We start from the raw sequence: 22,596 nt of genomic DNA, 5'->3' as shown, positions 1-22,596 counted from the left end.
ACACCGCCTCACCGCCCCAGCGACTGCCGCTCCGCCGGTCCCTCGATCAGCCGGTCGCTCTCGTCCTTGAGCGCCACGCCGGTCAGCTCCCGGGTCAGCGCCTGATCGATCAGCCAGGACAGCTTGAAGGCCGCGAGGTCCGGCGGCAGCCCGGCGGCGCGCACGTTCGACAGGCAGTTGCGCTCGGCGTCGGTGCGGCCGGGGCGCGGGCCGAAGGTGAGGTAGACGCCGAGGCTGTCGGGCGAGGACAGGCCGGGCCGCTCGCCGATCAGCACCGCGACGGCGCGGGCCTTGAGCAGCGCGCCGACCGCGTCGCCGAGCGCGACCCGGCTCTGCGTCGCGACGACCACCGGGGCGAGGCTCAGGCCCGCGCCGGCGAGCGCCGGCCGGAGCGCCGCCAGCAGCGGCTCCGCCCCCTCGTGGACCGCGCGGGCCGACAGGCCGTCCGCCACCACGAGGGCGAGGTCGACCGGATCGCTCGCCGCCGCCGCGAGCGCCGCCGCGGAGGCCTCGTCGAGGCGCCGCCCGAGGTCGGGCCGGCGCAGGTAGGTCGCCCGGTCCGGCGCGGCCGAGGCCGCCACCAGGGTCTCGAAGCCGAGCGCCGCGATCGCCTCCCGCACCGCCTCGACGTCGAGGGGCGTGTGGACCGCGTCGCGGGCCTGGGCATGGGCGAGGGAGAAGCGCAGCACCTCCCGGGTCGGCAGGCCGGATCCCGCGCGGCCGAGGGCGATCCGGGCCGGGGTCAGGGCGGCGAGGCGCCGCCAGGCCCCTGCGGCCTCGTCCTCGCGGCTCACGCGGCGATCCCCGAGAGCAGCGGCGCCCCGCCTCCGGGCCGCAGCACGCCGTCGGCGTCGGTCAGGCCCATCCGGGCGAGCCAGGCGGCGAATTCCGGCGCGCGCTTCAGGCCCGTCACCTCGCGCAGGTAGAGCTGGTCGTGGAACGAGGTCGACTGGTAGTTCAGCATCACGTCGTCGGCACCGGGAATGCCCATGACGTAGGTCACCCCGGCGGTGCCGAGCAGCGTCAGCAGCGTGTCCATGTCGTCCTGGTCGGCCTCGGCGTGGTTGGTGTAGCAGACGTCGACGCCGAGCGGCACGCCCATCAGCTTGCCGCAGAAATGGTCTTCGAGCCCTGCCCGGATGATCTCCTTGCCGTCGTAGAGGTATTCCGGCCCGATGAAGCCCACCACCGTGTTGACGAGGAGCGGCCGGAAGGCGCGGGCCACCGCGTAGGCCCGGGCCTCCAAGGTCTGCTGGTCGATGCCGTGGTGGGCGTTCGCCGAGAGCGCCGAGCCCTGGCCGGTCTCGAAATACATCACGTTGTCGCCCAGGGTCCCGCGCCTCTGCGCCAGGGCCGCCTCGTGCGCCTCCTTGAGGAGCGGCAGGGTGACACCGAACGAGGCGTTGGCTCCTTGCGTACCGGCGATCGACTGGAAGACGAGGTCGACCGGCACGCCGCGGTTCATCGCCTCGAGCGTCGTGGTGACGTGGGTGAGCACGCAACCCTGGGTCGGGATGTCGAAGCGCTCGATCGTCTCGGCCAGGAGGTGCAGCAGGCCGGCGAGCCCCTGCACCGAATCCGAGACCGGGTTGATGCCGATGCAGGCATCGCCGCAGCCATAGGCCAGCCCGTCGATGATCGCGGCGCCGATGCCGGCGGGATCGTCGCTCGGATGGTTGGGCTGGAGGCGCACCGCCATCGTGCCGGGGAGCCCGATGGTGTTGCGCAGGCGGGTGACCACCCGGGCCTTGCGGGCGACCAGGATCAGGTCCTGGTTGCGCATGATCTTCGAGACCGCCGCGGCGATCTCCGGCGTCACCCCCGGGGCGATCGCCGCCAGGGTCTCGGACGGGGCGGTGAGCAGGAACTCGCGGAAGTCGCCGACGGTCAGGTGTCCGATCCGCGCGAAGGCCGCCGCGTCGTGGGTGTCGAGGATCAGCCGCGTCACGTCGTCGGCCTCGTAGGGGATCAGCGGCCGGGCCAGGATCTCGGACAGCGGCACCTCGGCGAGGCACCAGCGCGCCGCGACGCATTCCTCGGCGCTCTCGGCGGCGAGGCCGGCGAGCCGGTCGCCGGAGCGCGGCGGGGTCGCCTTCGCCATCAGCTCGGCGAGGTCGGAAAAGACGAAGGTCCGGGGTCCGACGACGTGGCGGTAGCTCATGCGGGGCCTCCCGGGTCGAACCTAGCGCAGGCCGCCCCCGGCGTCAGGGCCTTCCTCGGCGGTCGAGATCGCCGCCACCGTGCGCTCGCCCGTCTCCGGCGCGCCGTCGGCCCGCTCGATGCGGATCTCCATGCCGGTCGGTTTCATCTCGCCGAAGGGCGTCGAGAAGGCGATCTCGGCCGCGTCGCGCCCGACGCCGATCCGCACCAGCCCGTCGAGGTTGGCCTGCCGCGTGGCGTCGAACAGCCACCAGCGCCCGTCGAGATAGGCCTCGAACACCGCGTGGAAGTCGCACGGCACCAGGCCGTAGGCGTAGCAGCTGACGAAGCGGGCAGGGATGCCGAGCGCCCGGCAGAACGCGGCCCCGAGATGCGCGAAATCGCGGCACACCCCGGCCCGCTTCAGCAGCGTCTCGTCGGCGGTGGTCTCCTCGTCGCTGGCGCCGCGCACGTAGGCGATGTGGTCGTGGATCCAGTTGCAGATCCGGTTCACCCGCTCGAAGCCCGGGGGAACGTCGCCGAACTCCGCCTCGGCGAAGGCCGCGAGGCGGTCGGAGGAGACGAAGCGGCTCGGCAGCAGGTAGGGAAGGATGGCGAGCGGCAGGTCCTTCACCGGCGTCTCGCCGATCCCGGCGGGGTCGGCCCGGTGGGGATCGAGCGTCACGGCGGCCTCGTAGTCGAGGCTGAAGCGGCCGGGCGGCACCGTGACGGCGACGTAGCGGTTGCCGGTCTCCGGCGCCTCGTGACGGCGCAGGGCGAGATCCGGGGCGAGCCGCAGCGTCTCCGAGAGGTCGCCGTGGCGCGCCAGCCGTGCGACCTCCAGGTTGAAGATGAAAACCGTCTCCGTCTCGACCTCGTAGGAGAGACGACAACCTAAAGTGTAGCGCACGGCTTGAGTCCCTTCCCGCTGGCGGGCTAGGGTCACGCAAGAGCCGCGCCGAAACGGCCGGTCTCCCAAGCCGCACCGGTGCGGCCCGAACTTTGCCAGGCAAGGCTTAGCCTGCGTTAAGGCCGATTGTCGTGGGGCCCGGCAAGACCGGGGCGAGCAGGGAGGACATGCCGTGCACCGCTACTTCTTCGACCTCGAAGCCGGAACCTGGGACGCCCGCGACACGATCGGCGTCGTGCTGGTCGATGCCGGCGCCGCCCATGCCGAGGCCGTCCAGGCCCTGCGCTCCTGCTCCCTCGACCCGGCCCGCTCCGCCGGCGCCGCCCTCGCCATGAACGTCCGCGACGAGACCGGGCGGACGCTCTTCCGGGTGTCGCTGGCGCCGCGGTGAGCGGGCGCGGCCGACGGGTGACGGCGCCGCCGTCATCCGTCAGCACGGCACACGACAGTGACGTGAATCCGCGATGATTACCTCTCCCACCCGCGACCTCATCCTGAGGTGTCGGCGATCAGAGATCGCACGCGATCGAAGATCGACCGACCTCGGAGGAGACCTCCAGATGTCGCTGCGATTTCTGGGGGCCTCCTTCGAGGCTCAGCGATCTTCGATCGCCTGCACCTCAGGATGGGGTGGTGTATGGGAAAGCCTTGACGCAAAAGGGCTTGACCCCCGTGTCGTGTGCGTGATCCATCAGGCAATCCGGGCCCGGCATCACCCTCGATCCCGCAGATCCGCGATCATCCGGTCGGTTGCGGAGGCCAGGATCGAGAGATGGGCCGTCGGAGCCTGTCTGGCCCGGTCGACGGACTTGAAACCCTCTTTGTCGTTCCGGACCCCGCCGAGCAGCCCCGGATCGACATGGCGCGCACAAAATCTGTATAAGATAATAAAATAGAATTTCGCAATATTCAAGATCGTCAGCAGAGCGAAGGCGAAGCAATCGCGCCGCGGGATGTCGCCGATTCCACGGATATCCGTGCAGGGCGGGGCCGCGGGACATCGGCCGTCGACCGGCCGCACCGGGGCCGCGGTCGTCCCTTTTACCGGCGGGCAGTATCGGCGGTCCGGGCTCGGCCCTGCCTCGTGCGCGAGCATGTTGCCCAATGGGCAACCAAGTCGGGGGAGCGGCGTTTCAGGTGTCCCTGATGGATGGCTCAGACGCCCCCGGAGACCACGATGCTGACCCGCTTCCTCGCCACCGCCGGCGCCCTCGCCCTCACCACCGGCCTCGCCCTCGCCCAGACGACGGCGCCGACCGCCCCGACCGCGCCGGGCACCGCCCCGATGGGCACGACCACCGCCCCGGTCGCGACGAAAGACATGAAGGACATGAAGGAGTGGCAGGCCGTCAAGCTTGCCAAGATCAGCCTGGCCGACGCCATCGCCACCGCCGAGAAGAAGGACGGCAACGGCCGCGCCATCGACGCCGACTTCGAGAAGGCCGACGGCAAGAACCCGACCCACTGGTCGATCAAGGTCGTCTATCCGGACGGCAAGCTGGTCGAGCACGGCATCAACGCCGACACCGGCGAGCTCTACAAGAGCGAGAACCAGCCGATCGAGCGCTACTTCACCCGCCTGAAGGTCGCCGACTTCAACAACGCCAAGGTCTCGCTGAAGGACGCCCTGGCGATCGCCGAGAAGCAGGCCGGCGGCGGCAAGGCCTACGAGGCCGAGGTCGAGCGCGAGGGGTCGGCCGTCGCCTACGAGATCAAGGTGGCGCTGGCCGACAACGAGAAGGAAGTGAAGGTCGGGCCGGACGGCCAGATCATGAAGGACTGAAGCGGTCGTTGATCGGCGCGCCGTCCCTGGGACGGGGCGCCGGCCTTCGCGAGATCCGTCGCGCCGCAGCCGTAAGGGCAGGTGCGACGGCCCCCTGCCCCCGTGCTAGACCGGGGCAACGGCCGCGAACGGCCGAAGAGCCAGGGGGAAACGATGAGCGCCTTCTTCGGCGAGAGCCACCGGCGCCTGCAGGACGAGCACGGCACGCGCCGTCTCGCCGACCGGCTGGAAGCGCACGCGCACGACGCGTTCGAGGCGCCGGAGCGCGATTTCATCGCGGGCGCCACGATGGTCTTCCTCAGCACCGTCGACGGCAGCGGCCAGCCCACCGTCTCCTACAAGGGCGGCCCCCCGGGCTTCGTGCGCATCACCGGCCCGAGCGAGCTGATTTTTCCGAGCTACGACGGCAACGGCATGTTCCTGACGCTGGGCAATCTCGGGCAGAATCCCCGCATCGGCCTGCTCTTCATCGATTTCGAGAACCCGCACCGCCTGCGGGTGCACGGCACCGCGGCGCTCGCCGACGATCCCGGCCTGCTTGCGCTCTATCCCGGCGCCGACCACGTCGTGCGGATCGCGGTGGAAAAGATCTTCGTCAATTGCGGCCGCTACATCCACCGGAGCCGGGGCACCAAGCTGTCGCCCCACCTGCCCGACGCGGACGGGCACCAGCCCTTCCCGGCCTGGAAGCGGATCGACCTCTTCGAGGGGGCCCTGCCGGCGGGCGACGAGCAACAGGTCGCCCGCAAGGGCGGCACGATCCCGCTCGACGCCTATCGCGGCGAGGCCGATCCGGCTTGAGGCCTCAGGCCCCGCCGACGACGCTGCCGTGGGCCTCGGCGAGCGCGCCTTCACGCAGCTCGAGGCCGAGGAACCGGCCCGGATCGACCGGGCCCGGCAGGGTGAGCTTGCGCGGCGGCAGCACCCGGAAGCCGAAGCGGGCGTAGTAGGGCGCGTCGCCGACCAGGATGACGAGGCCGTGCCCACCCTCCCGCGCGGCATCGAGAGAGGCGCGCATCAGGGCGCCGCCGATGCCGCGGCTGCCGAAGGCCGGATCGACGGTGAGCGGCCCGAGCACCAGGAGCGGGCTCGCGCCGGCCCGGGCCGGCGAGACCCGGATCGAGCCGACGAGCAGGGTGCCGACGAGGGCGGTGAACGAGAGGTCGGGGAGATGGGCGACTCCCTCGCGCAGCCGGAAGGCGGTGCGGGCGTAGCGTCCGGGCCCGAAGGCGCGCTCGTGCAGGCGCTCGATGGCGTCGTTGTCGCGCGGGGATTCGGGACGAATGACGAGGGGAAGCGTGGTCACGGGCACACTCTCGGGCGGGCGTCGATGAGGAAGGGCGGATCGGTCAGCCGATCCGTCGTCGCGCCTCTGCCCTCGGGGCCATCGCTCAACTCCTGGCGGGCGCTCTGCCCGCGGGGCGCCATAGCAGCGCTTGCCTGTGAGTGCAAACCTCCGGTGGCATGCCGTTCGCATCGTGCGGGCATGCAAGCGCTTGCCTTGAGGCAGGGCTTGCGGGTTAGCTGCGCGTGGGAACGCCTCAACGGTCCGGGAACGACGCCACAATGACAATCAGGTCTGCTCTCGCCCTCGTCCTCTCCCTCGCCGTCGGCTGCGCCGGGGCGGCCCGCGCGGAGGACACGGTGCCGGCGACGGTCAGGATCGCCACCGAGGGCGCCTACGCGCCCTACAACTTCACCAAGCCGGACGGCACGCTGGACGGCTACGAAATCGAGCTCGGCCGCGAGATCTGCGCCCGCGCGAAGATCAAGTGCGAGTTCGTGGCCCAGGACTGGGACGGCGTGGTGCCGGGCCTCAACGCCAAGAAGTTCGACGCCATCATGTCGGGCATGACCATCACCGACGCCCGCCTGAAGGTGGTGGACTTCACCAAGCCCTATAGCGGCGATTCCTCGGGCTTCGCGGTCGACCGCAACGGGCCGCTCGCCAAGCTGCCGCTGGGCGGCCAGAAGTTCAGCCTGGTGGACGAGGCCGAGGCGGGCAAGGCCCTCGACGCGATCAAGCCGCTCCTCAAGGGCAAGACCGTCGGCGTCCAGGTCTCGACCATCCACGCCGCCTTCATGGACAAGTACCTCAAGGGCACCGTCGAGGTACGCGAGTACAAGACCACCGAGCAGCACGACCTCGACCTCGCCGCCGGCCGCATCGACGCGATCTTCGCCAACGACGCCCCCCTGCGGGCGACCGTCGAGAAGCCGGAATTCGCCGACACGGTGATGCTGGCCGGGCCGCGCTTTCGCGGCGGCATCCTCGGCCGCGGCGTGGCGATGGGCCTGCGCAAGGGCGAGGCGAAGCTGAAGGCCAAGCTCGACGAGGGCATCGACGCGGTGATCGCCGACGGCACCCTGAAGAAGCTCTCGCTCAAGTGGTTCAAGGCCGACATGACCCCGCAGGGTTGATGGCACGCCATCGGACGGGGGCCGCATCCGCGTGAGCGCCTTCACCCTTCTCGGCTTCGGCCCCGGCGGCTGGGGCGGCGCGCTGCTCGTCGCCGCCGGCACCACGCTGGCGCTCGCCCTGTGCGGCTTCCTCCTCGGAGCCGTGCTCGGCGGCCTCGCGGCCGGCGCCAAGCTCTCCGGCGTCCTGCCCCTGCGGGCGCTCGCCGACGGCTACACCACGCTCCTGCGCGGCGTGCCGGACCTGCTCGTCATCTACCTGATGTATTTCGGCGGCAGCGCGGCCCTCGGCGTGGTCGGGGGCTGGTTCGGCGTCGAGGGGTTCATCGGCGTGCCGGCCTTCGGGGTCGGCGTCGTGGCGCTCGGGGTGATCTCGGGCGCCTACCAGGCGGAGGTCTTCCGCGGCGCCTACCTCGCCCTCGACCGCGGGCAGATCGAGGCGGCCCGCGCCGTCGGCATGCATCGCGGGCTGATCCTGCGCCGGGTCGTGGGGCCGCTCGTCGCCCGCGACGCGCTGCCCGGCCTCGGCAACGTCTGGCAGATTCTGCTCAAGGACTCGGCACTCGTCTCGGTCACGGGCCTCGTCGAATTGCTGCGCCAGGCCCAGGTCGGGGCGGGTTCGACCCGCCAGCCCTTCACCTTCTACCTCGCGGCCGGCGCCCTCTACCTCGCCATCACCTCGCTCTCGACCTGGGGTTTTTCCCGGGCCGAGTCGCACGCGCGCCGGGGGACCCGATGATCGACGTCGCGTTCCTCGACTCCACGATCCGGACGCTGCTCGGCGGCGTGCCCCTCACCTTGAGCCTCACCGCCGGCTCGGTGGCGCTGGGCGGCGTCCTGGCGGCGCTCGCCGCCTGGGGCCGGCTCTCGGGCGTCGCGCCCGCCGACTGGCTCGCCCGGCTCTACATCTTCGTGTTTCGCGGCACGCCGCTGCTCGTGCAGATCTTCCTGATCTATTACGGGCTCGGGCAGTTCCGGCCGACGCTCCAGGCCTGGGGCTTGTGGACGTTCTTCCGCGAGCCGTACTGGTGCGCGCTCCTGGCGCTCGCTCTCAACACCGGCGCCTACACGGCGGAAATCTTCCGCGGCGCGGTCCTGTCGGTGCCGTACGGGGCTCTGGTGGCGGGCCGCGCCTGCGGCATGCCGCGGCTCCTGCTGTTTCGCCGGGTCACCCTGCCGCTCGCCACCCGCCAGGCCCTGCCGGCCTACGGCAACGAGGTGATCTCGGTGGTCAAGGCGACCTCGCTCGCCTCCACCATCACCCTCATGGAGATCACCGGCCTCGCCCAGAAGCTGATCGCCCAGAGCTTCCGGGCGCTCGAGGTCTTCGTCTGCGCCGGCGCCTTCTACCTCGCCCTCACCTTCGTGATCATCGGCGCCTTGCGGCTCGCCGAGGCCTGGCTCTCCCCGGACCTGCGCCCGCGGCCGGTGGCCCGCCCCGCCTGACCCCGGACCCGACCATGCTCGCCCCCTCCCCGACCCGTCCCGAGGCCGTCGCGGTCCGCGACCTGCACAAGCATTTCGGACATCTCGAGGTCCTGCGCGGCGTCTCGCTCTCGGCCCGCGAGGGCGAGGTGGTGGCGATCCTCGGCTCGTCGGGCTCCGGCAAGTCGACGCTGCTCCGCTGCATCAACCTCCTGGAGGTGCCGGAGGCCGGCGAGGTCGTGGTCGGCGACGAGGCGGTGGCCTGGCGCGCCAAGCGCGGCGGCCGGGTTCCGGCGGATACCCGACAAGTCGACCGCATCCGCGCCCGGGTCGGCATGGTGTTCCAGAGCTTCAACCTCTGGTCCCACCGCACGGTACTGGAGAACGTGATCGAGGCGCCGATCCACGTGCTCGGCCGCAAGAAGCTCGAATGCGTCGCCGAGGCCGAGGCGCTGCTCGCCAAGGTCGGCATCGCCGACAAGCGCGACCACTACCCGGCCCACCTCTCCGGCGGGCAGCAGCAGCGCGCCGCCATCGCCCGGGCGCTCGCCATGCATCCCCGCGTGCTGCTCTTCGACGAGCCGACCTCCGCCCTCGATCCCGAGCGCGTCGCGGAGGTGCTGCGGGTGATGCGGGCGCTCGCCGAGGAGGGCCGCACCATGCTGGTCGTCACCCACGAGATGGCCTTCGCCCGCGACGTCGCCCACCGGGTGATCTTCCTGCACGAGGGCCGCATCCTGGAGGACGGCCCCTCCGAGCAGGTGTTTTCCGCGCCGCGCTCCGAGCGCTTCCGGCAGTTCCTGGCCCGGGGGGAGTGACCCGGCGCCGGTCGCGCCGGGTACGCCGTCAGCGCGCCGCGAGGTCCCGGCGCAGGGTCGGCAGGCCGATGCCCGCGGCGTCGAAGCCGCCATCCACCGCCAGGGTCTGGCCGGTGACGTAGCTCGCCCGCGCGCCGCACAGGTACACGATGGCGTCGGCGATCTCGCGCTCCAGGCCGTAGCGGTTGAGCGGCACGGCATCGTGGTAGTCGGCCCGGATCGCCGGGCTGTGGACCTTCTTGGCCATCGCGGTGTCGACGGGGCCCGGCGCCACGGCGTTCACCCGGATGCCGAGATGCGCGAGCTCGACCGCCTGCTGCTTGGTCAGGTGCTTGAGCGCCGCCTTGCTGGTGCCGTAGGCGACCCGCAGGGTCGAGGCGCGCTGGCCCGAGATCGACGTGATGTTGACGATCGCCCCGCCGCCGCCCCGGGCCATCAGCGGGGCGGCCGCCTGCACGCACAGGAACGGGCCGGTCAGGTTGACGGCGAGCACCCGGGCCCACTCGGCCGGGGTGGTGTCGAGGAGCGGCTTGAACACCGCCGTGCCGGCATTGTTGACGAGCGCGTCGAGGCGGCCGAACCGGGCCTCGACGGCCGCCACCGCCGCCGCGACGGCCTCCGGATCGGCGACGTCGCCGGTGAGCGTCAGCGTGTCGTCCGGCCGGGCGATCTCGGCGGCGGCGGCCTCCTGGGCCGGGCCATCGATGTCGAGGAGCGCGACGCGCCAGCCCTCCTCCAGGAAGAGCCGCGCCGCCGCGAGCCCGATGCCCCGCGCAGCCCCGGTGACCAGGGCCACCCGGCCCGCGCCCGTCCCGCTCACGCCCGTCATGTCGCGTCCTCCCGCGTGTTATGCTCCGTGCATCGCGGCCGGAGCCGGGGAGGTCAAGCCGGATCGGGCTCGGCAGCGTTGCGCGCCATGAAGGTCTCCGCCGAGCCGCTCGCGGCATCGACGAAGATCACGTCGGTCGGCGCGCGGCGGGGCGTGTCGACGGACAGGAAGACCACCGGCTCCTCGATCAGCCGCGGCAGCGCGTGGACGACGCCGCGCTCGAAGAACAGGAGCTGGCCCGGTCCGAACTCGGCCTCGTCGGACGCATCGCCGATCCAGAACGTGCCGCGGCCCGACAGCACGTAGAGGTACTCGTCGCACCCCTCGTGGTAATGCGCCGGCGTCGGCCGGTAGACCCGGAACACCCGGGCGCTCGCCGCCGGCCGGTCGGTCAGGTAGCTGTCGACCAGCATCGTGGCGGCGCTCGCCGGCAGGGCGTCGGCGATCGCCCGGACGTCGAAGCGGCCGCTCGTCGCCTTCTCGGTCGGATCGGTCTTCGCCATCGCGCATCTCCCTCGTCGGTCGCGGCGCTCGGCGCCGTCCCCGGCAGCTAGGGCGTTGCGGACGAGTGTGCGAGGGGGCGGCTCTCCCGGCCGATCCGTCGCGGGCAATTTTTATGCGAGCCTTATAATAAGACCTTGACGACGCGACCCCGACGGCTACCCTCGCGGACAATTCGCCGCCAAAAGGCGAAGCTGACACGAGAGGGAGGATAATGGATGTCGTCATCCATGTCGCGCCTTGACGCCCGGACGGCTACGCCATGCCGTCGCTGAGAGCGTCTCTCGACTGCCGCAGCCGCACGGTGAGCGTGGCCTTTGCTGTGTTGCTGGGTGGTGTCCCGGCCCTGGCCGGCGAGATCGACGTGCTGCACGCCTCCGTCGCCCCCACCGAGAAGGTCGGGTCCGACGTGCCCTTGCACCTGACGGTGATGAACCGTGCCGCCGAGGCCGACTCGCTGGTGCGCTTCCGCTGCCCGTTCGCGAATTTCAGCGAGCGCGTCACGGTCGACAAGGGCGGCGAGGGCCCGCCCTCCAAGCGCCCGGTCCAGGCCATCGCCCTCAAGGCCTCCGGCGAGACCGCGCTGACGCCCGAGGGCATGCACGTGATGCTGCTGCAGACCCGCCAACCGCTGGTGGCCGGCGAGCGCTTCACCTGCTCGGCGAGCTTCCGCAAGGCCGGCTCGGTCGAGGTGCCGGTCGAGGTTCGCGCCGCGAACTAGGATTTATTTCTTAAAAATACGCCGGTCGCGAGGCTGCCCGCGGCGTGGCGAAATATCCCAAAAGACGGCGGCCCGGAGGAGACCCCCTATGACGACGTCCCGGACGGCGCGGCGCATCCTTGCCGCCACCTCCCTCGCCGCGCTCACCGCCGGTGCCCTCTCCCTTCCCCCGGCGCTCGCCGCCGAGGGCGGCGTCACGCAGGAGCGCCTGCTGAACGCCGACAAGGAGGAGGGCAACTGGATCCAGCACCACAAGAACTTCGCCGGCCACCGCTTCTCGACGCTGACCCAGATCAACAAGGACAACGTCAAGGGCCTCAAGGTCGCCTGGACGATGGCGCTGGGCGGCATCGAATCCGGCGGCATCTGGAGCCACGGCGGGCTCGAGGGTACGCCGATCGTCGAGAACGGCATGATGTTCGTCACCGACGGGTGGGGCTCGGTCTACAAGATCGACACGCGCGGCGGCGAGGGCAAGCTCCTCTGGAAGATGGATCCGAAGACCGACCGCGAATGGGCCGGCGCGGTCGCCTGCTGCGGCGTCAACAACCGCGGCGTCGCGCTCTGGGGCGACCTCGTGGTCAGCCACACCCTCGACGGGCGCCTGATCGCCACCAACAAGGAGACCGGCCAGGTCGCCTGGCAGCGTCAGGTCGCCGATCCCGACAAGGGCGAGACCATCACAGGCGCACCGCTGATCGTGAAGGGCATGGCGATCTCGGGCGTCGGCGGCGCCGAGTACGGCATCCGCGGCTGGATCGCCGCCACCGACCTGAAGACCGAGAAGGAGGTTTGGCGCACCCACACCATCCCGGGCAAGGGCGAGCCGGGCTACGAGACCTGGAAGGGCAACAACAACGCGGCCGTCAGCGGCGGCGGCTCGACCTGGGTCACCGGCACCTACGACCCCGACACCGACACCATCGTGTGGGGCACCGGCAATCCGGGTCCGGACTGGGACAATGCCTACCGCCCGGGCGACAACCTCTACACCGACTCGACGCTCGCCCTCGACGCGACGACCGGCAAGATCAAGTGGCACTTCCAGCACACGCCGAACGACCCCTACGACTACGACAGCGTGTCGGAGAACCTCCTGGTCGATGCGGGCGGCCGCAAGCTCGCCATCGAGGCCGACCGCAACGGCCACGCCTACGCGGTCGACCGCACCAACGGCCAGTTCGTCTGGGCGACGCCGTTCGTCAAGAAGGTGACCTGGACCAAGGGCATCAATCCCGATACCGGCAAGCCGTTCGAGTACGACCCGAACAAGGACGTGCAGCGCTACAACCCGGCAGCCACCCCCTCGGCCGAGAACAAGACCGCCGATTTCTGCCCGGGCAACATGGGTGGCAAGAACTGGCCGCCGACCGCCTACAATCCGAACCTGCAATACTGGTACATCCCGGTCATCGAGAGCTGCAACCGCGTCACCCATGAGGCGATGACGCAGGCCAACCTGAAACCCCGCGAGTTCTTCACCGGCGGCGGGCCGACCAACCCGTTCCGCATTACCGGCAGCGTGACGGCGATCGACGTGAAGACCGGCAAGGTCGCCGGCAAGCACGAGACCCAGTTCCCGCTGCTCGGCGGCATGCTGGCGACGCCCGACCTCGTCTTCACCGGCGAGCCCGGCGGCGGCGTGATGGCGCTCGACGCCAAGAGCCTCGAGAAGCTGTGGGAGTTCCGCACCGGCAGCGGCGTCAACGCCCCCCCGATGACCTTCACGGTCGACGGCAAGCAGTACGTCGCGATCCTGGTCGGTCTCGGCGGCGCCTGGGACAAGTGGTTCATCGACTCCACCCCGGAGCTCAAGAACATCCAGACCGGCTCGATGCTCTACGTCTTCGCGCTCTGAGCCGACATTCCTTGAGGCGGGGCGCCGGCGGCGCCCCGCCACGCGCGGGATCCCCGCGCACGAGGTCACGCAAGAGGTTCATGCGGATGCGGAAACTGGTAGTGCCGGCACTGCTCGCCGGCTTGGCGCTCGCCTCCCCGGCGGCCTGGGCGCAGGGCGTCCGGAGCGGCGGCGGCGAGGGCGATCTCGCGGTGTTCAAGAAGGCCTGCTCGGGCTGCCACAAATGGCATGGCGGCGGCGGCGGAGGCTATGGCGGCGAGGCCCTGTCCCTGCGCAAGACGCAGCTCGACAAGGACCAGGTCGCCGAGGTGGTGCGCTGCGGCCGGCCCGGGACCGGCATGCCCTACCACCTGCGCGGCGCCTACGATTCTGTGAAGTGCTACGATTCGCTGAAGGCCGACATGGCCGGCAGCATGCCGCCGGAGACGGCGGTTTTCTTACGCCCGGCGGAGATCGACGCGGTGGCGACCTACGTCGCCACCCAGCTCAAGGGCAAGGGCGAGCCGACCTTCGAGGAATGCACCGCCTTCTTCGGCACCACCTCCCGGGCCTGCGACGTCTACCGCAAGAAGGAGGGCTCCGATGCGCCGACCGTCTCGCACTGACCTGGCGATCCTCGCCGCCCTGACCTGCGCCGGCCCGGCTCTGGCCGCCGGCCCCGAGATCGCGGACCTGCGCGACATCAAGGTCGGGATGCCGGTCTCGGAGATCTCGCCCAAGGGCTACGGCGACCTCGCCTGCCGCGAAGGCCCGGCCAAGCCCCTCGCCGGCTGGACCGATTGGCGCGCCTGCCCGGCCGACGCCAAGGGGCTGCACGCCATCGGCTTCTCCTACGCCGACGGCACCACCCGCAACGGCACCCGGGTCGCCGGGCACCCGGCCCGCCTCACGCTGCTGGTCGGCGACGACGCGCGGGTGGACGGGCTGGTGATCGAGACCGACGACGCGGTGCCGCTCTACCTGCGCAAGAAGGGCCATCTCCTCGGGATCCAGGCCCGGGGCCACTGGGGCGAGGACGGCTGGAGCTGCGCCGAGGCCAAGCCCGCCGGCGACGAGACGCCGCTCGGCGAGACCTTCGTCAAGGAGGAGTGCCGCAAGGCGCTCGGCCCCAAGAGCGTGACGGTCACCCGCGACCTCTACGGCCACCAGGGCGCCGACCCGCGCGCCTTCATCAGCCGGACCCGGATCGTGGTGGCGGCGACGCGGTAACGGGAGCGGGGGCCAGAGGGCAGCCGAGGCCGACTGGCACGGACGGACCGCGCCCGGAGGCGCGCAAGCCTTCGATCGATGGCATCTCGGGTGCGACGGAGCATCGCCAGGGCGATTGGGTGACGGAAGGCGGTGACAGGGGCTTGGCGTTCCGAACCGATCGTTTGCCCTGGCGACTCCTGAAGGGCGGGCGATGGACGAGGCGCGCGAGCGCGCGGCGCGGTTGGTGCGCGACACGAGGGCGAAGCCGCCCGCCCCCTGTCGCGGGCGGTGCCTGCTCAGGCGACGGCCTGGACCCGGCGGATCGACCGTACCGCTTCGGCGTCGAGGTAGCGCAGCGTGTCGGCGAAGCCCATCGGCCGGTGGAAGTGGTAGCCCTGCATCTGGACGCAGCCGAGGCTTTCCAGCAGGTGGGCCTGCTCGGCGGTCTCGATGCCCTCGACGACGCAGCAGAGCTTCAGGTTCCGGGCGAGACCGAGGATCGACGTGACGATGTCGCGGCTCGCCGGATCGGTGGTGATCTCGCTGATGAAGCTGCGATCGACCTTGAGCTTGTCGAGCGGCAGGCGGTGGACGTAGCTCAGGGACGAGTAGCCGGTGCCGAAATCGTCCAGCGCGATGGCGATGCCGTTCGCCTTGAGGGTCCCCAGCACCTTCTGGGCCTGCGCCACGTCCTGGATCAGCGCGGTCTCGGTCGCCTCCAGGATCACCCGACCGGGGCCGAGGCCGCTCGCCTTGACCGCCGCGACGATCCCGGCGGCGGCCTGGGGCGAGGCGATGTCGGCCATCGACAGGTTGAACGACAGGGCGACCGACTCGGGCCAGGCCCGGGCCGCGGCGAGGGCCTGGCCGAACAACACCGCGGTGATGCGGGTGATCAGCCCGGAGCGCTCGGCGATCGGCACGAACACCGCCGGGGAGACCTGGCCCAGCTCCGGGCTCCTCCAGCGCGCCAGCGCCTCGAAGGCGATCGTGCGGCCGCTCTGCACGTCGACGATCGGCTGGTAGACGAGGCTCAATTCCTGCGCGAGGTCGGCGTGGCGCAGGGCCTGTTCGATCACGCTCTGGGTGCGCAACAGACGCTCGTGCTCCTCGGTGAACAGCACCGCGGTGCCGCGCCGGTTCGCCTTGGCGTAGTAGAGGGCGTAATCCGCCCGCTCGACCAAGATCTCCGCCCGGTACCCGGCCTCCGGACAGGCCGCGAAGCCGACGGAGGCGGCGATCTGGGCGCTGCCGCCGTTCGGCAGCCGGAACGGCGCCGCCAGGGCGCCGCAGATCGCGTCCCCGGTCCCGGCGAGCGCGGCGGCGGCGTTCCGGCCGGGCAGGATCAGGCCGAACTCGTCGCCGCCGAAGCGCGCGACCACGGCGGTGTCCCCCATCACCGCGCGCAGGCGGCGGGCGGCCTCCTGCAGCACCGCGTCGCCGGCGCCGTGACCATGGGCGTCGTTCACCGGCTTGAAGCCGTCGAGATCGACGAGGCCGACGACGAATCCGTCGCGGCTCGCCTGGGCCGCCTGGGCCGCCGCCTCCAGGGAGGTGAAGAAGCTGCGGCGGTTGGGCAGCTCGGTCAGGGTATCGAGGTTGGCGAGCCGCAGGTTCTCCCGGCTCAGCCGCTCGAGCTCGACCTGCTGCCCGATCAGTCGCGTGAAGTCGCGGTGATAGGCGAGAAGCACGAAGGCGAGCGCGCCGCTGACCACCAGCAGGTTGAGGGCGATGGCTCGTACGACGTGGTTGTCCAAGGAGCTGAGGTGCAGGCAGAACGGCACCGCGACGACCGCGATGACCAGGAGTGCCGCCGCCCGCAGATGCGCGAGGCAGAATGCGCAGGCGATCATCGTGTTGCCGACGTAGAACAGGACGTGGGCCTGCGCGTAGGCGTCCCCGTATGACAGCAGGGCGGCGCTCCAGCTCATGAAGCAGACCGCCAGGATGCCGGCGAGCGCCACCGTGGCGCGCAGCTTGAGCGGCATCCCCTCCATCTCGAGCGGCTGCCGGCGCCGGCGCAGCCACAAGCCGAGACGGATGGCGCAGACCGACAGCAGCCCCGCGAGCGGGTAGAGCGTGACCCCGTTCGGCGCGACGCCCAGATGCGTGAACGCGACCGCGGTCGAGTTGACGGCCAGGATCACGTAGAGCAGCGGCACCTGGTTGTGCAGGGCACGCATCTGCGCCCGCATCAGGTCCGGGTTCGAGGTGTCGACGCGGAAGAGGTCGATGATCGTCAGAAGCCGCCGCACTGCGCATCCACCCCGCTCGGCCGTGCCGACCGCCCACCGCGTCACCCTATCAGTAATCACGCGCGATTGAATCAAAGGTTACGCTGCAACTCGAGACCACCGCATCGCAGTAAGATCCGGGTAAGATCGTTCCGTGCGCCGCCGCCGCGGCCCAGAGCGACACTCCAGGCGTCCGGCCGCAGCCCCGAGCGCCGCTTTCCCCAGCGGTGGGACGACGGGAGAGCTTACCGTCGCCGTGCCGGGTGCGTCGTGGCATTGAATCGCGCCCTAGGACTACTGTCCGCCCGGGCGCGCGGTGCGGCGTCGCGGGAGGAGCGCCCCCGATCGCGCGACACGATGTCGCTTCTCCGCCGTCGCTTTGCGGCGCGGGTTGCGATCCGGCACCGTCCCGCCAAATCCCCGTGACGTCGCCGCCCCGCGCGACGGCGGTGCCAAGGCCAGGCATCGCCACGGAACGGGATGCGGACCGGCCGCATCCCCGCGGCGGTCCGTGCCAGCGACGGGAGACCCGATCCCTTGACCGATACCGCCTTCGCCCTCTTCCTCGACTTCGACGGCACCCTGGTGGAGATCGCGCCCCGGCCCGACGGGGTGGTGGTCCCGCCCGACCTGCCCGCCGGCCTCGCGCGGCTGCGCGGGCGGCTCGGCGGGGCGATGGCGCTCGTGACCGGGCGGCCGATCGCCACGATCGACGGGTTCCTGGCGCCGGAGCGCTTCGACGTCGCCGGCCTGCACGGGGTCGAGCAGCGCCGCGACGGCCGGGTGGCCGGCGGTGACCCGGCGGCGCATCCCGCCCTGCGGGCGGGCGTCGAGACCCTGCAGCGGGCGGTCGCCGATCTCGACGGCGTGCTGATCGAGGACAAGGGCTGCTCGGTCGCGGTGCATTGGCGGCTCGCGAACGAGGCCGATGCCGTCCGGGCGCAATCGGCCGCGGCCTCGGTCGCCGGCATCCTCGGCGAGGCCTACCGGCTGCAGCAGGGCAAGGCGGTGGCCGAGATCCTGCCGGCGAGCGCCACGAAGGGCCACGCCATCCGGGCCTTCCTGGGCGAGGCGCCCTATGCCGGCCGGCGCGCGATCTTCATCGGCGACGACCTCACCGACGAGAAGGCCTTCGTGCCGGTGAACGAGGATGGCGGGATCACCATCCGGGTCGGGCCCGGCGACACGGTCGCCCGCCACCGCCTCGCCGATCCGGCGGCGGTGCGGGCGCTGCTCATGGGCTGGGCCGACGGCGGAACGATCGACCCGGAATCCCTGCCCCCGGCGTGAGGAGCGGGCGGCGCGGCCTATCCGCGGGCGCCGCGATGCCCTAACTCCTCCCCGACGTCACGCACAGGACCGATCCCGTCGATGCGCCGTTCCCTCTTCCTCGCCGGAGCCCTCACGATCGCCATGACCGCTTCAGCCTCCGCCGCCTCGTTCTCCACCACCCCGTCCGGCCTCCAGGTCAAGGACGACGTGGTCGGCACCGGTCCGCAGCCGAATGCCGGCCAGACCGTCAGCGTCCACTACACCGGCTGGCTCTACCAGGACGGCAAGAAGGGCGCGAAGTTCGACAGCTCGCTCGACCGCAAGCAGCCGCTGAACTTCGCGGTCGGCACCGGCCAGGTCATCAAGGGCTGGGACGAGGGCCTGTCGACCATGAAGGTCGGCGGCAAGCGCACCCTGATCATCCCGCCCGAGCTCGGGTACGGCGCCCGCGGCGCCGGCGGCGTGATCCCGCCGAACGCCACGCTGATGTTCGACGTCGAGCTGCTCGGCGTTCGCTGAGCGATCGGCGGCGTCAGCCCGGTCTTCCGCTTCACTGCGTCATCCCGGATTCCGCTGTCGCGGCCTCGGGATGACGACGCAGGATGTCAGGTCCGTCGACGAAACGCCGAACAACTACACCTCCAGCCACTCCCGTCTCACCGCCTCGTTGGCGGAGAGCGCGGCCGGCGTGCCCTCGAACACGACGTGGCCGTGGCCCATGACGTAGAGGCGCTGCGACAGCTTCAACGCGATGGTCAGCTTCTGCTCGACCAGCAGCACCGCGACGCCGCGGGCCGCGATCTCGCCGATCATCTCGGCGACCCGGGCGACCATCTGGGGCGACAGCCCTTCCGTCGGCTCGTCGATCATGATGAGATCGGGATCGCCCATCAGGGTGCGGCAGATCGTGAGCATCTGCTGCTCGCCGCCCGAGAGCACGCCGCCGGGCGTGTCGATCCGCTCCTCCAGCCGCGGAAACAGCCGGAAGATGTCGGCGTAGGACCAGCGACTGCCGCGCCTGCCCCCCTTCTCGCCGAGCGCCAGGTTCTGCCGCACCGTGAGCTTGGGGAAGATCGCCCGCTCCTCCGGCACGTAGCCGAGGCCGCGGCGCGCGACCGCGTAGGGCTTGAGGCCGGCGATGGCTTGGCCCTTGAAGCGGATCTGTCCGCGGGGCGGCACATCGCCCATGATCGCCTTGAGCGTCGTCGAGCGGCCCACGCCGTTGCGGCCGAGGATCGACACGATCTCGCCGGCTCCGACCCGGAAGCTCACCCCCTGCAGGATGTGGCTCTTGCCGTAATAGGCATGCAGGTCCTCGACCTCGAGGAGCGTGGGCGCCGGGCTGTGGGCCGGCATCGCCGGGGCGGCGCTCACGCGGCCTCCTCCCCGGTCGCGACCCCGAGATAGGCTTCCTGCACGGCGCGGTTCTCCCGGATGCGGGCTGGGGTGTCGGTGGCGATGATCCGGCCGTAGACCAGCACCGAGATGCGGTCGGCGAGCCCGAACACCACCGCCATGTCGTGCTCGACCATCAGCAGCGTGCGGCCCGTGGTGACCTCGCGGATCAGCTGCGTCGCGTGCTCGCTCTCGCTGTGGCTCATCCCGGCCATCGGCTCGTCGAGCAGGATGACCTTGGCGTCGCTGGCGATGGCGATGCCGATCTCGAGCGCCCGCTGGTCGGCATAGGCCAGGAGCCCCGCCGCCACCGAGGCGCGATGGCCGAGGCGGATGCGGGCGAGAATTTCTTCCGTGCGCTCGGCGACGCCCGGCAGCCCCTCGACCCCGCGCCAGAAGGACGGGCCGTGGCCCATCGCCCGCAAGACCGCGCAGCGCACGTTCTCCCACACGCTGAGCTTGGGGAAGATGTTGGTGACCTGGAAGCTGCGGGCGAGCCCGGCCCGGTTGATCGCCGCCGGGCGCCAGCCGGTGATGTCGCGGCCCTCCAGCCTGATCGTGCCGCTCGTCGGCGCGAAGCGGCCGCTGATCAGGTGAAAGAGCGTCGACTTGCCGGCGCCGTTCGGCCCGATGATGGCGTGGCGCTCCCCGGCCGGGACGGTGAGGTCGACGCCGTTGATGATCTTGGCCGGGCCGAAGCTCTTGTTGACGCCGGACAGCTCGATCGCCGGGCCGGTGCTCGCGGGGCTCGTGCCAGCGGGGTTCATGCCAGCGGGGCTCATGCCAGCGGGGCTCATGCCAGCTTCTCCTTGGCGGCGGCGGAGGCCTCGTGCCAGGCGGCCGCGACCCGCGGCAGTACGGCCCGTAAGGCGAGCCCGCCCCCGATCGCCATCGCGCCGGCGACGAGCCAGGGCAGGATGTGGGCGGCGTCGAAGGAGATGCCGACGAGGCTCATCTCGGTGCCGTCGCTCGCCTTGACCAGCATCCGGAAGGCCATCTCGATCAGCGCGATCGACCCCGCGAGCAGGAGCAGGAACGGCCCGAGCGCCAGCAGGTAGGCCGGCAGCAGCCGGTGGGCGGTGCCCGCGCGTAGGAGCGGGCCGTGCATGAGGGCGAGGCCGGCGATGCCGCCGGGGGCGAACATCACGATGGCGATGAACAGGAGCCCGAAATAGAGCTGCCAGACCTCCGTCAGGTCGCTGAGCGAGACCTGGAGCAGCGTCACCACCACCGCGCCGACCACCGGGCCGACGAAGGTGCCGATGCCGCCGATGAAGGTCGCGAGCAGCACCACGCCGGACTGGTGAACGCCGAGATAGGCCGAGTTGGCGATCTCGAAGTTGATCGCCGCGAGCGCACCGGCGACGCCCGCGAACATCGCCGAGAGGCAGAAGGCGGTGATGCGGATCGCCTGCGGCTCGTAGCCCAGGAACTCGACCCGCTCGGGGTTCTCCCGCACGGCGTTGCACAGGCGCCCGAGGGGCGTGCGGGTGATGGCGTACATCGCCACCGCGCAGACCAGGCACCAGGCGGCGATCAGGTAGTAGACCTGGATCTGCGGCCCGAAGCTGAGATCGAAGACCCGCAGCATCTTGGTGCGGTTGGCGGTGATGCCCTCTTCCCCGCCGAAGAAGCTGTGCAGGATGTGCGAGCCCGACGAGACCAGTTCGGCGATGCCCAGCGAGATCATCGCGAAGACGGTGCCGGCGCGCCGGGTCGAGATCGCCCCGAACAGGATGCCGAAGGCGAGGCCGGCGAGCCCGCCCACCACCGGCAGCAGCGGCAGGGGCACCGGCAGGCGCAGGGACGTCACGAGGTTCATCGCGTGGACGGTGAAGAACGCGCCCAGCCCGTAATAGACCGCGTGGCCGAAGGACAGGAGACCGGTCTGGCCGAGCAGCATGTTGTAGGACAGGGAGAACACCACCATGATGCCCATCAGGCTCATCATGGTCAGCGCCGTGCCGCTGGTGAAGATCAGCGGCGCCGCGACGAGGATCGCCGCGGCGGCGAGCCAGGGCAGAACCTGCGCGACGGCTCCGGCGCCCTTCGGCCGGATCGTCGGGCGGGAGCCGGCCTGCGCGAGGGCGCCGGACGGCGCGATGTCGGCGAGGTCGCTCATGCTTCGCGGTTCCCGAGCAGACCGGTCGGCCGCGCGATCAGCACGAGGACCAGCAGGAGATAGGGGATGATCGGCCCGATCTGGGCGATCGTCACGTTCCACAGATCACCCAGCACGCCGCCGGACGGCGCAGCGTCGATGCCCATGGCCTGGAAAACGCTGGCGACCGAGACGTCGAGGGAGATGGCGAAGGTCTGCACCAGCCCGATCAGGAGCGAGGCCGCGAAGGCGCCGGTGAGGGAGCCCAGCCCTCCCACGACCACCACCACGAACAGGATCGGCCCCAGCAGGCCCGCCATGTTGGCCTGGGTGACCAGCGCCGGCCCGGCGATGACGCCGGCCACCGCGGCCAAGCCCGTGCCGACGCCGAAGACCAGCATGAACACCTTGGGCACGTCGTGGCCGAGCATCGCCACCATGTTGGGATGGGTCAGCGCCGCCTGGATGATCAGCCCGACCCGGGTGCGGGTGAGCACCGCCAAGAGGGCGATGAAGATCACCACCGAGATCACCAGCATGAACAGCTTGTAGGCCGGGTAGTTGGTGCCGAACACCGTGAAGGCCGGGAAGTCGAGCACCGCCGGCACCCGGTAATCGACCGGCAGCTTGCCCCAGACCATCTGCACCACCTCCTCGATCACGTAGGCGAGGCCGAAGGTGAAGAGCAGTTCCGGCACGTGACCGTGGCGATGGACGTTGCGCAGGCCGTAGCGCTCGATGAGCGCGCCGATGCCGCCGACCACGACGGGCGCGACGACGAGGCCGACCCAGAACCCGGTGAACTTGCTGATCTGGTAGCCGAAGAACGCACCCAGCATGTAGAAGCTGGCATGCGCGAAGTTGAGCACGCCCATCATGCTGAAGATCAGGGTCAGGCCGCTCGCCATCAGGAAGAGCAGCATCCCGTAGAGCACGCCGTTCAGCGTCGAGATGATGACGAGTTCGAGCACGCGGGGTCTCCTGCCGGTGCGGGGCGATAG

Annotated in this window: 24 protein-coding genes; 13 read left to right on the top strand and 11 right to left on the bottom strand. The window is 71.0% G+C overall.

Translation table 11 applies throughout. From position 1 onward, the window contains the following. Positions 1–8: 8 nt before the first annotated feature. Genes eutC through BMX97_RS09785 form a run of 3 tightly spaced genes read right to left on the bottom strand, consistent with a single transcriptional unit; the run spans position 9 to position 3,049 of the window. Positions 9–794, bottom strand: a complete 786-nt coding sequence (eutC, locus tag BMX97_RS09795) for an ethanolamine ammonia-lyase subunit EutC (RefSeq protein ID WP_091748686.1) — start codon at positions 792–794, stop codon at positions 9–11. Continuing rightward, positions 791–2,161 carry an ethanolamine ammonia-lyase subunit EutB gene (locus tag BMX97_RS09790; protein WP_091748685.1) on the bottom strand — a complete coding sequence of 457 codons (1,371 nt, stop codon included), beginning with the start codon at positions 2,159–2,161 and terminating at the stop codon, positions 791–793. The genes eutC and BMX97_RS09790 overlap by 4 nt, the downstream gene beginning before the upstream one ends. Before the next feature lie 21 nt (positions 2,162–2,182). Next, positions 2,183–3,049, bottom strand: coding sequence for a transglutaminase-like domain-containing protein (locus tag BMX97_RS09785; protein ID WP_091748684.1), 867 nt, complete (start codon positions 3,047–3,049; stop codon positions 2,183–2,185). A 172-nt stretch (positions 3,050–3,221) separates the two neighbouring features. On the opposite strand from BMX97_RS09785, the gene BMX97_RS09780 reads away from it, so the two are divergent. The 3 genes from BMX97_RS09780 (at position 3,222) to BMX97_RS09770 (ending at position 5,633) form a co-directional block, all read left to right on the top strand. Then, positions 3,222–3,440 carry a DUF6894 family protein gene (locus BMX97_RS09780; RefSeq protein ID WP_091748683.1) on the top strand — a complete coding sequence of 73 codons (219 nt, stop codon included), beginning with the start codon at positions 3,222–3,224 and terminating at the stop codon, positions 3,438–3,440. 786 nt (positions 3,441–4,226) lie between these two features. Beyond that, positions 4,227–4,832 carry a PepSY domain-containing protein gene (locus tag BMX97_RS09775; RefSeq protein WP_060846219.1) on the top strand — a complete coding sequence of 202 codons (606 nt, stop codon included), beginning with the start codon at positions 4,227–4,229 and terminating at the stop codon, positions 4,830–4,832. Between the two features lie 153 nt (positions 4,833–4,985). Further along, complete coding sequence (locus BMX97_RS09770; protein WP_091748681.1) at positions 4,986–5,633, top strand: pyridoxamine 5'-phosphate oxidase family protein; 648 nt, start codon at positions 4,986–4,988, stop codon at positions 5,631–5,633. A gap of 4 nt (positions 5,634–5,637) precedes the next feature. Here BMX97_RS09770 and BMX97_RS09765 read toward each other — a convergent pair whose 3' ends face one another. Continuing rightward, positions 5,638–6,138, bottom strand: a complete 501-nt coding sequence (locus BMX97_RS09765) for a GNAT family N-acetyltransferase (protein WP_091748680.1) — start codon at positions 6,136–6,138, stop codon at positions 5,638–5,640. A 260-nt stretch (positions 6,139–6,398) separates the two neighbouring features. On the opposite strand from BMX97_RS09765, the gene BMX97_RS09760 reads away from it, so the two are divergent. From BMX97_RS09760 to BMX97_RS09745, 4 genes are read left to right on the top strand one after another with little or no spacing between them, the layout of a single operon-like run. Continuing rightward, on the top strand, positions 6,399–7,253 hold the full coding sequence (locus tag BMX97_RS09760) for a transporter substrate-binding domain-containing protein (protein ID WP_091748677.1): 855 nt from the start codon (positions 6,399–6,401) through the stop codon (positions 7,251–7,253). Between the two features lie 31 nt (positions 7,254–7,284). Beyond that, positions 7,285–7,989 carry an ABC transporter permease gene (locus BMX97_RS09755; protein WP_091748674.1) on the top strand — a complete coding sequence of 235 codons (705 nt, stop codon included), beginning with the start codon at positions 7,285–7,287 and terminating at the stop codon, positions 7,987–7,989. Then, a complete protein-coding gene (locus BMX97_RS09750; RefSeq protein WP_091748671.1) occupies positions 7,986–8,696 on the top strand; it encodes an ABC transporter permease in 711 nt (236 codons plus the stop codon). The genes BMX97_RS09755 and BMX97_RS09750 overlap by 4 nt, the downstream gene beginning before the upstream one ends. Positions 8,697–8,710: 14 nt before the next feature. Next, positions 8,711–9,493, top strand: a complete 783-nt coding sequence (locus BMX97_RS09745) for an ABC transporter ATP-binding protein (RefSeq protein ID WP_091748668.1) — start codon at positions 8,711–8,713, stop codon at positions 9,491–9,493. Positions 9,494–9,521: 28 nt separating this feature from the next. On the opposite strand, the gene BMX97_RS09740 is transcribed toward BMX97_RS09745, so the two are convergent. Together BMX97_RS09740 and BMX97_RS09735 are read right to left on the bottom strand one after the other, a co-directional pair. Continuing rightward, the gene (locus tag BMX97_RS09740) at positions 9,522–10,322 is read right to left on the bottom strand and encodes an SDR family NAD(P)-dependent oxidoreductase (protein WP_091748665.1); all 801 of its coding nucleotides are present in this window, start codon (positions 10,320–10,322) and stop codon (positions 9,522–9,524) included. A 53-nt stretch (positions 10,323–10,375) separates the two neighbouring features. After that, entirely contained in the window at positions 10,376–10,825 is a 450-nt protein-coding gene (locus BMX97_RS09735; RefSeq protein ID WP_091748664.1) for a cupin domain-containing protein, read from the bottom strand. A gap of 260 nt (positions 10,826–11,085) precedes the next feature. On the opposite strand from BMX97_RS09735, the gene BMX97_RS09730 reads away from it, so the two are divergent. The 4 genes from BMX97_RS09730 (at position 11,086) to BMX97_RS09715 (ending at position 14,611) form a co-directional block, all read left to right on the top strand. Beyond that, positions 11,086–11,544, top strand: a complete 459-nt coding sequence (locus tag BMX97_RS09730; protein WP_091748661.1) for a copper chaperone PCu(A)C — start codon at positions 11,086–11,088, stop codon at positions 11,542–11,544. An 88-nt stretch (positions 11,545–11,632) separates the two neighbouring features. Then, the gene (locus BMX97_RS09725) at positions 11,633–13,402 is read left to right on the top strand and encodes a PQQ-dependent dehydrogenase, methanol/ethanol family (protein WP_091748659.1); all 1,770 of its coding nucleotides are present in this window, start codon (positions 11,633–11,635) and stop codon (positions 13,400–13,402) included. Between the two features lie 86 nt (positions 13,403–13,488). Then, complete coding sequence (locus BMX97_RS09720; RefSeq protein ID WP_091749015.1) at positions 13,489–14,007, top strand: c-type cytochrome; 519 nt, start codon at positions 13,489–13,491, stop codon at positions 14,005–14,007. Then, entirely contained in the window at positions 13,985–14,611 is a 627-nt protein-coding gene (locus BMX97_RS09715; protein ID WP_091748656.1) for a hypothetical protein, read from the top strand. The genes BMX97_RS09720 and BMX97_RS09715 overlap by 23 nt, the downstream gene beginning before the upstream one ends. 278 nt (positions 14,612–14,889) lie before the next feature. Here BMX97_RS09715 and BMX97_RS09710 read toward each other — a convergent pair whose 3' ends face one another. Next, entirely contained in the window at positions 14,890–16,848 is a 1,959-nt protein-coding gene (locus BMX97_RS09710; protein WP_091748653.1) for a putative bifunctional diguanylate cyclase/phosphodiesterase, read from the bottom strand. A 516-nt stretch (positions 16,849–17,364) separates the two neighbouring features. Here BMX97_RS09710 and otsB point away from each other — a divergent pair. Together otsB and BMX97_RS09700 are read left to right on the top strand one after the other, a co-directional pair. Next, complete coding sequence (gene otsB / locus BMX97_RS09705) at positions 17,365–18,117, top strand: trehalose-phosphatase (RefSeq protein WP_060845650.1); 753 nt, start codon at positions 17,365–17,367, stop codon at positions 18,115–18,117. A gap of 81 nt (positions 18,118–18,198) precedes the next feature. Continuing rightward, on the top strand, positions 18,199–18,618 hold the full coding sequence (locus BMX97_RS09700) for an FKBP-type peptidyl-prolyl cis-trans isomerase (protein ID WP_060845649.1): 420 nt from the start codon (positions 18,199–18,201) through the stop codon (positions 18,616–18,618). A 114-nt stretch (positions 18,619–18,732) separates the two neighbouring features. Here the strand turns inward: BMX97_RS09700 and BMX97_RS09695 are convergent, their stop codons facing one another. The 4 genes from BMX97_RS09695 to BMX97_RS09680 are packed head-to-tail and all read right to left on the bottom strand — an operon-like array spanning position 18,733 to position 22,566. After that, positions 18,733–19,455 carry an ABC transporter ATP-binding protein gene (locus tag BMX97_RS09695; RefSeq protein WP_091749012.1) on the bottom strand — a complete coding sequence of 241 codons (723 nt, stop codon included), beginning with the start codon at positions 19,453–19,455 and terminating at the stop codon, positions 18,733–18,735. Positions 19,456–19,469: 14 nt separating this feature from the next. Beyond that, positions 19,470–20,261, bottom strand: a complete 792-nt coding sequence (locus tag BMX97_RS09690; protein WP_091748651.1) for an ABC transporter ATP-binding protein — start codon at positions 20,259–20,261, stop codon at positions 19,470–19,472. Positions 20,262–20,287: 26 nt separating this feature from the next. Then, the gene (locus BMX97_RS09685) at positions 20,288–21,616 is read right to left on the bottom strand and encodes a branched-chain amino acid ABC transporter permease (RefSeq protein ID WP_091748648.1); all 1,329 of its coding nucleotides are present in this window, start codon (positions 21,614–21,616) and stop codon (positions 20,288–20,290) included. Then, entirely contained in the window at positions 21,613–22,566 is a 954-nt protein-coding gene (locus tag BMX97_RS09680) for a branched-chain amino acid ABC transporter permease (protein WP_091748645.1), read from the bottom strand. Before BMX97_RS09680 ends, BMX97_RS09685 begins: the two co-directional genes overlap by 4 nt. Positions 22,567–22,596: the final 30 nt, after the last annotated feature.

It is taken from the genome of Methylobacterium sp. ap11 (assembly GCF_900110515.1).
GTDB classification, from domain to species: Bacteria; Pseudomonadota; Alphaproteobacteria; order Rhizobiales; family Beijerinckiaceae; genus Methylobacterium; species Methylobacterium ajmalii.
Note: the sequence above shows the minus strand (reverse complement) of the source record. Positions and strands in the feature narration are given on the sequence as shown.

Coding starts and splice junctions, on each gene's coding strand:
- BMX97_RS09685 (WP_091748648.1), bottom strand. CDS start 21,616: ATGAGCGACCTCGCCGACATCGCGCCGTCCGGCGCCCTCGCGCAGGCC.
- BMX97_RS09740 (WP_091748665.1), bottom strand. CDS start 10,322: ATGACGGGCGTGAGCGGGACGGGCGCGGGCCGGGTGGCCCTGGTCACC.
- BMX97_RS09760 (WP_091748677.1), top strand. CDS start 6,399: ATGACAATCAGGTCTGCTCTCGCCCTCGTCCTCTCCCTCGCCGTCGGC.
- BMX97_RS09720 (WP_091749015.1), top strand. CDS start 13,489: ATGCGGAAACTGGTAGTGCCGGCACTGCTCGCCGGCTTGGCGCTCGCC.
- BMX97_RS09735 (WP_091748664.1), bottom strand. CDS start 10,825: ATGGCGAAGACCGATCCGACCGAGAAGGCGACGAGCGGCCGCTTCGAC.
- BMX97_RS09775 (WP_060846219.1), top strand. CDS start 4,227: ATGCTGACCCGCTTCCTCGCCACCGCCGGCGCCCTCGCCCTCACCACC.
- BMX97_RS09730 (WP_091748661.1), top strand. CDS start 11,086: ATGCCGTCGCTGAGAGCGTCTCTCGACTGCCGCAGCCGCACGGTGAGC.
- BMX97_RS09725 (WP_091748659.1), top strand. CDS start 11,633: ATGACGACGTCCCGGACGGCGCGGCGCATCCTTGCCGCCACCTCCCTC.
- BMX97_RS09695 (WP_091749012.1), bottom strand. CDS start 19,455: ATGCCGGCCCACAGCCCGGCGCCCACGCTCCTCGAGGTCGAGGACCTG.
- BMX97_RS09750 (WP_091748671.1), top strand. CDS start 7,986: ATGATCGACGTCGCGTTCCTCGACTCCACGATCCGGACGCTGCTCGGC.
- BMX97_RS09790 (WP_091748685.1), bottom strand. CDS start 2,161: ATGAGCTACCGCCACGTCGTCGGACCCCGGACCTTCGTCTTTTCCGAC.
- BMX97_RS09770 (WP_091748681.1), top strand. CDS start 4,986: ATGAGCGCCTTCTTCGGCGAGAGCCACCGGCGCCTGCAGGACGAGCAC.
- BMX97_RS09745 (WP_091748668.1), top strand. CDS start 8,711: ATGCTCGCCCCCTCCCCGACCCGTCCCGAGGCCGTCGCGGTCCGCGAC.
- BMX97_RS09700 (WP_060845649.1), top strand. CDS start 18,199: ATGCGCCGTTCCCTCTTCCTCGCCGGAGCCCTCACGATCGCCATGACC.
- BMX97_RS09690 (WP_091748651.1), bottom strand. CDS start 20,261: ATGAACCCCGCTGGCACGAGCCCCGCGAGCACCGGCCCGGCGATCGAG.
- BMX97_RS09715 (WP_091748656.1), top strand. CDS start 13,985: ATGCGCCGACCGTCTCGCACTGACCTGGCGATCCTCGCCGCCCTGACC.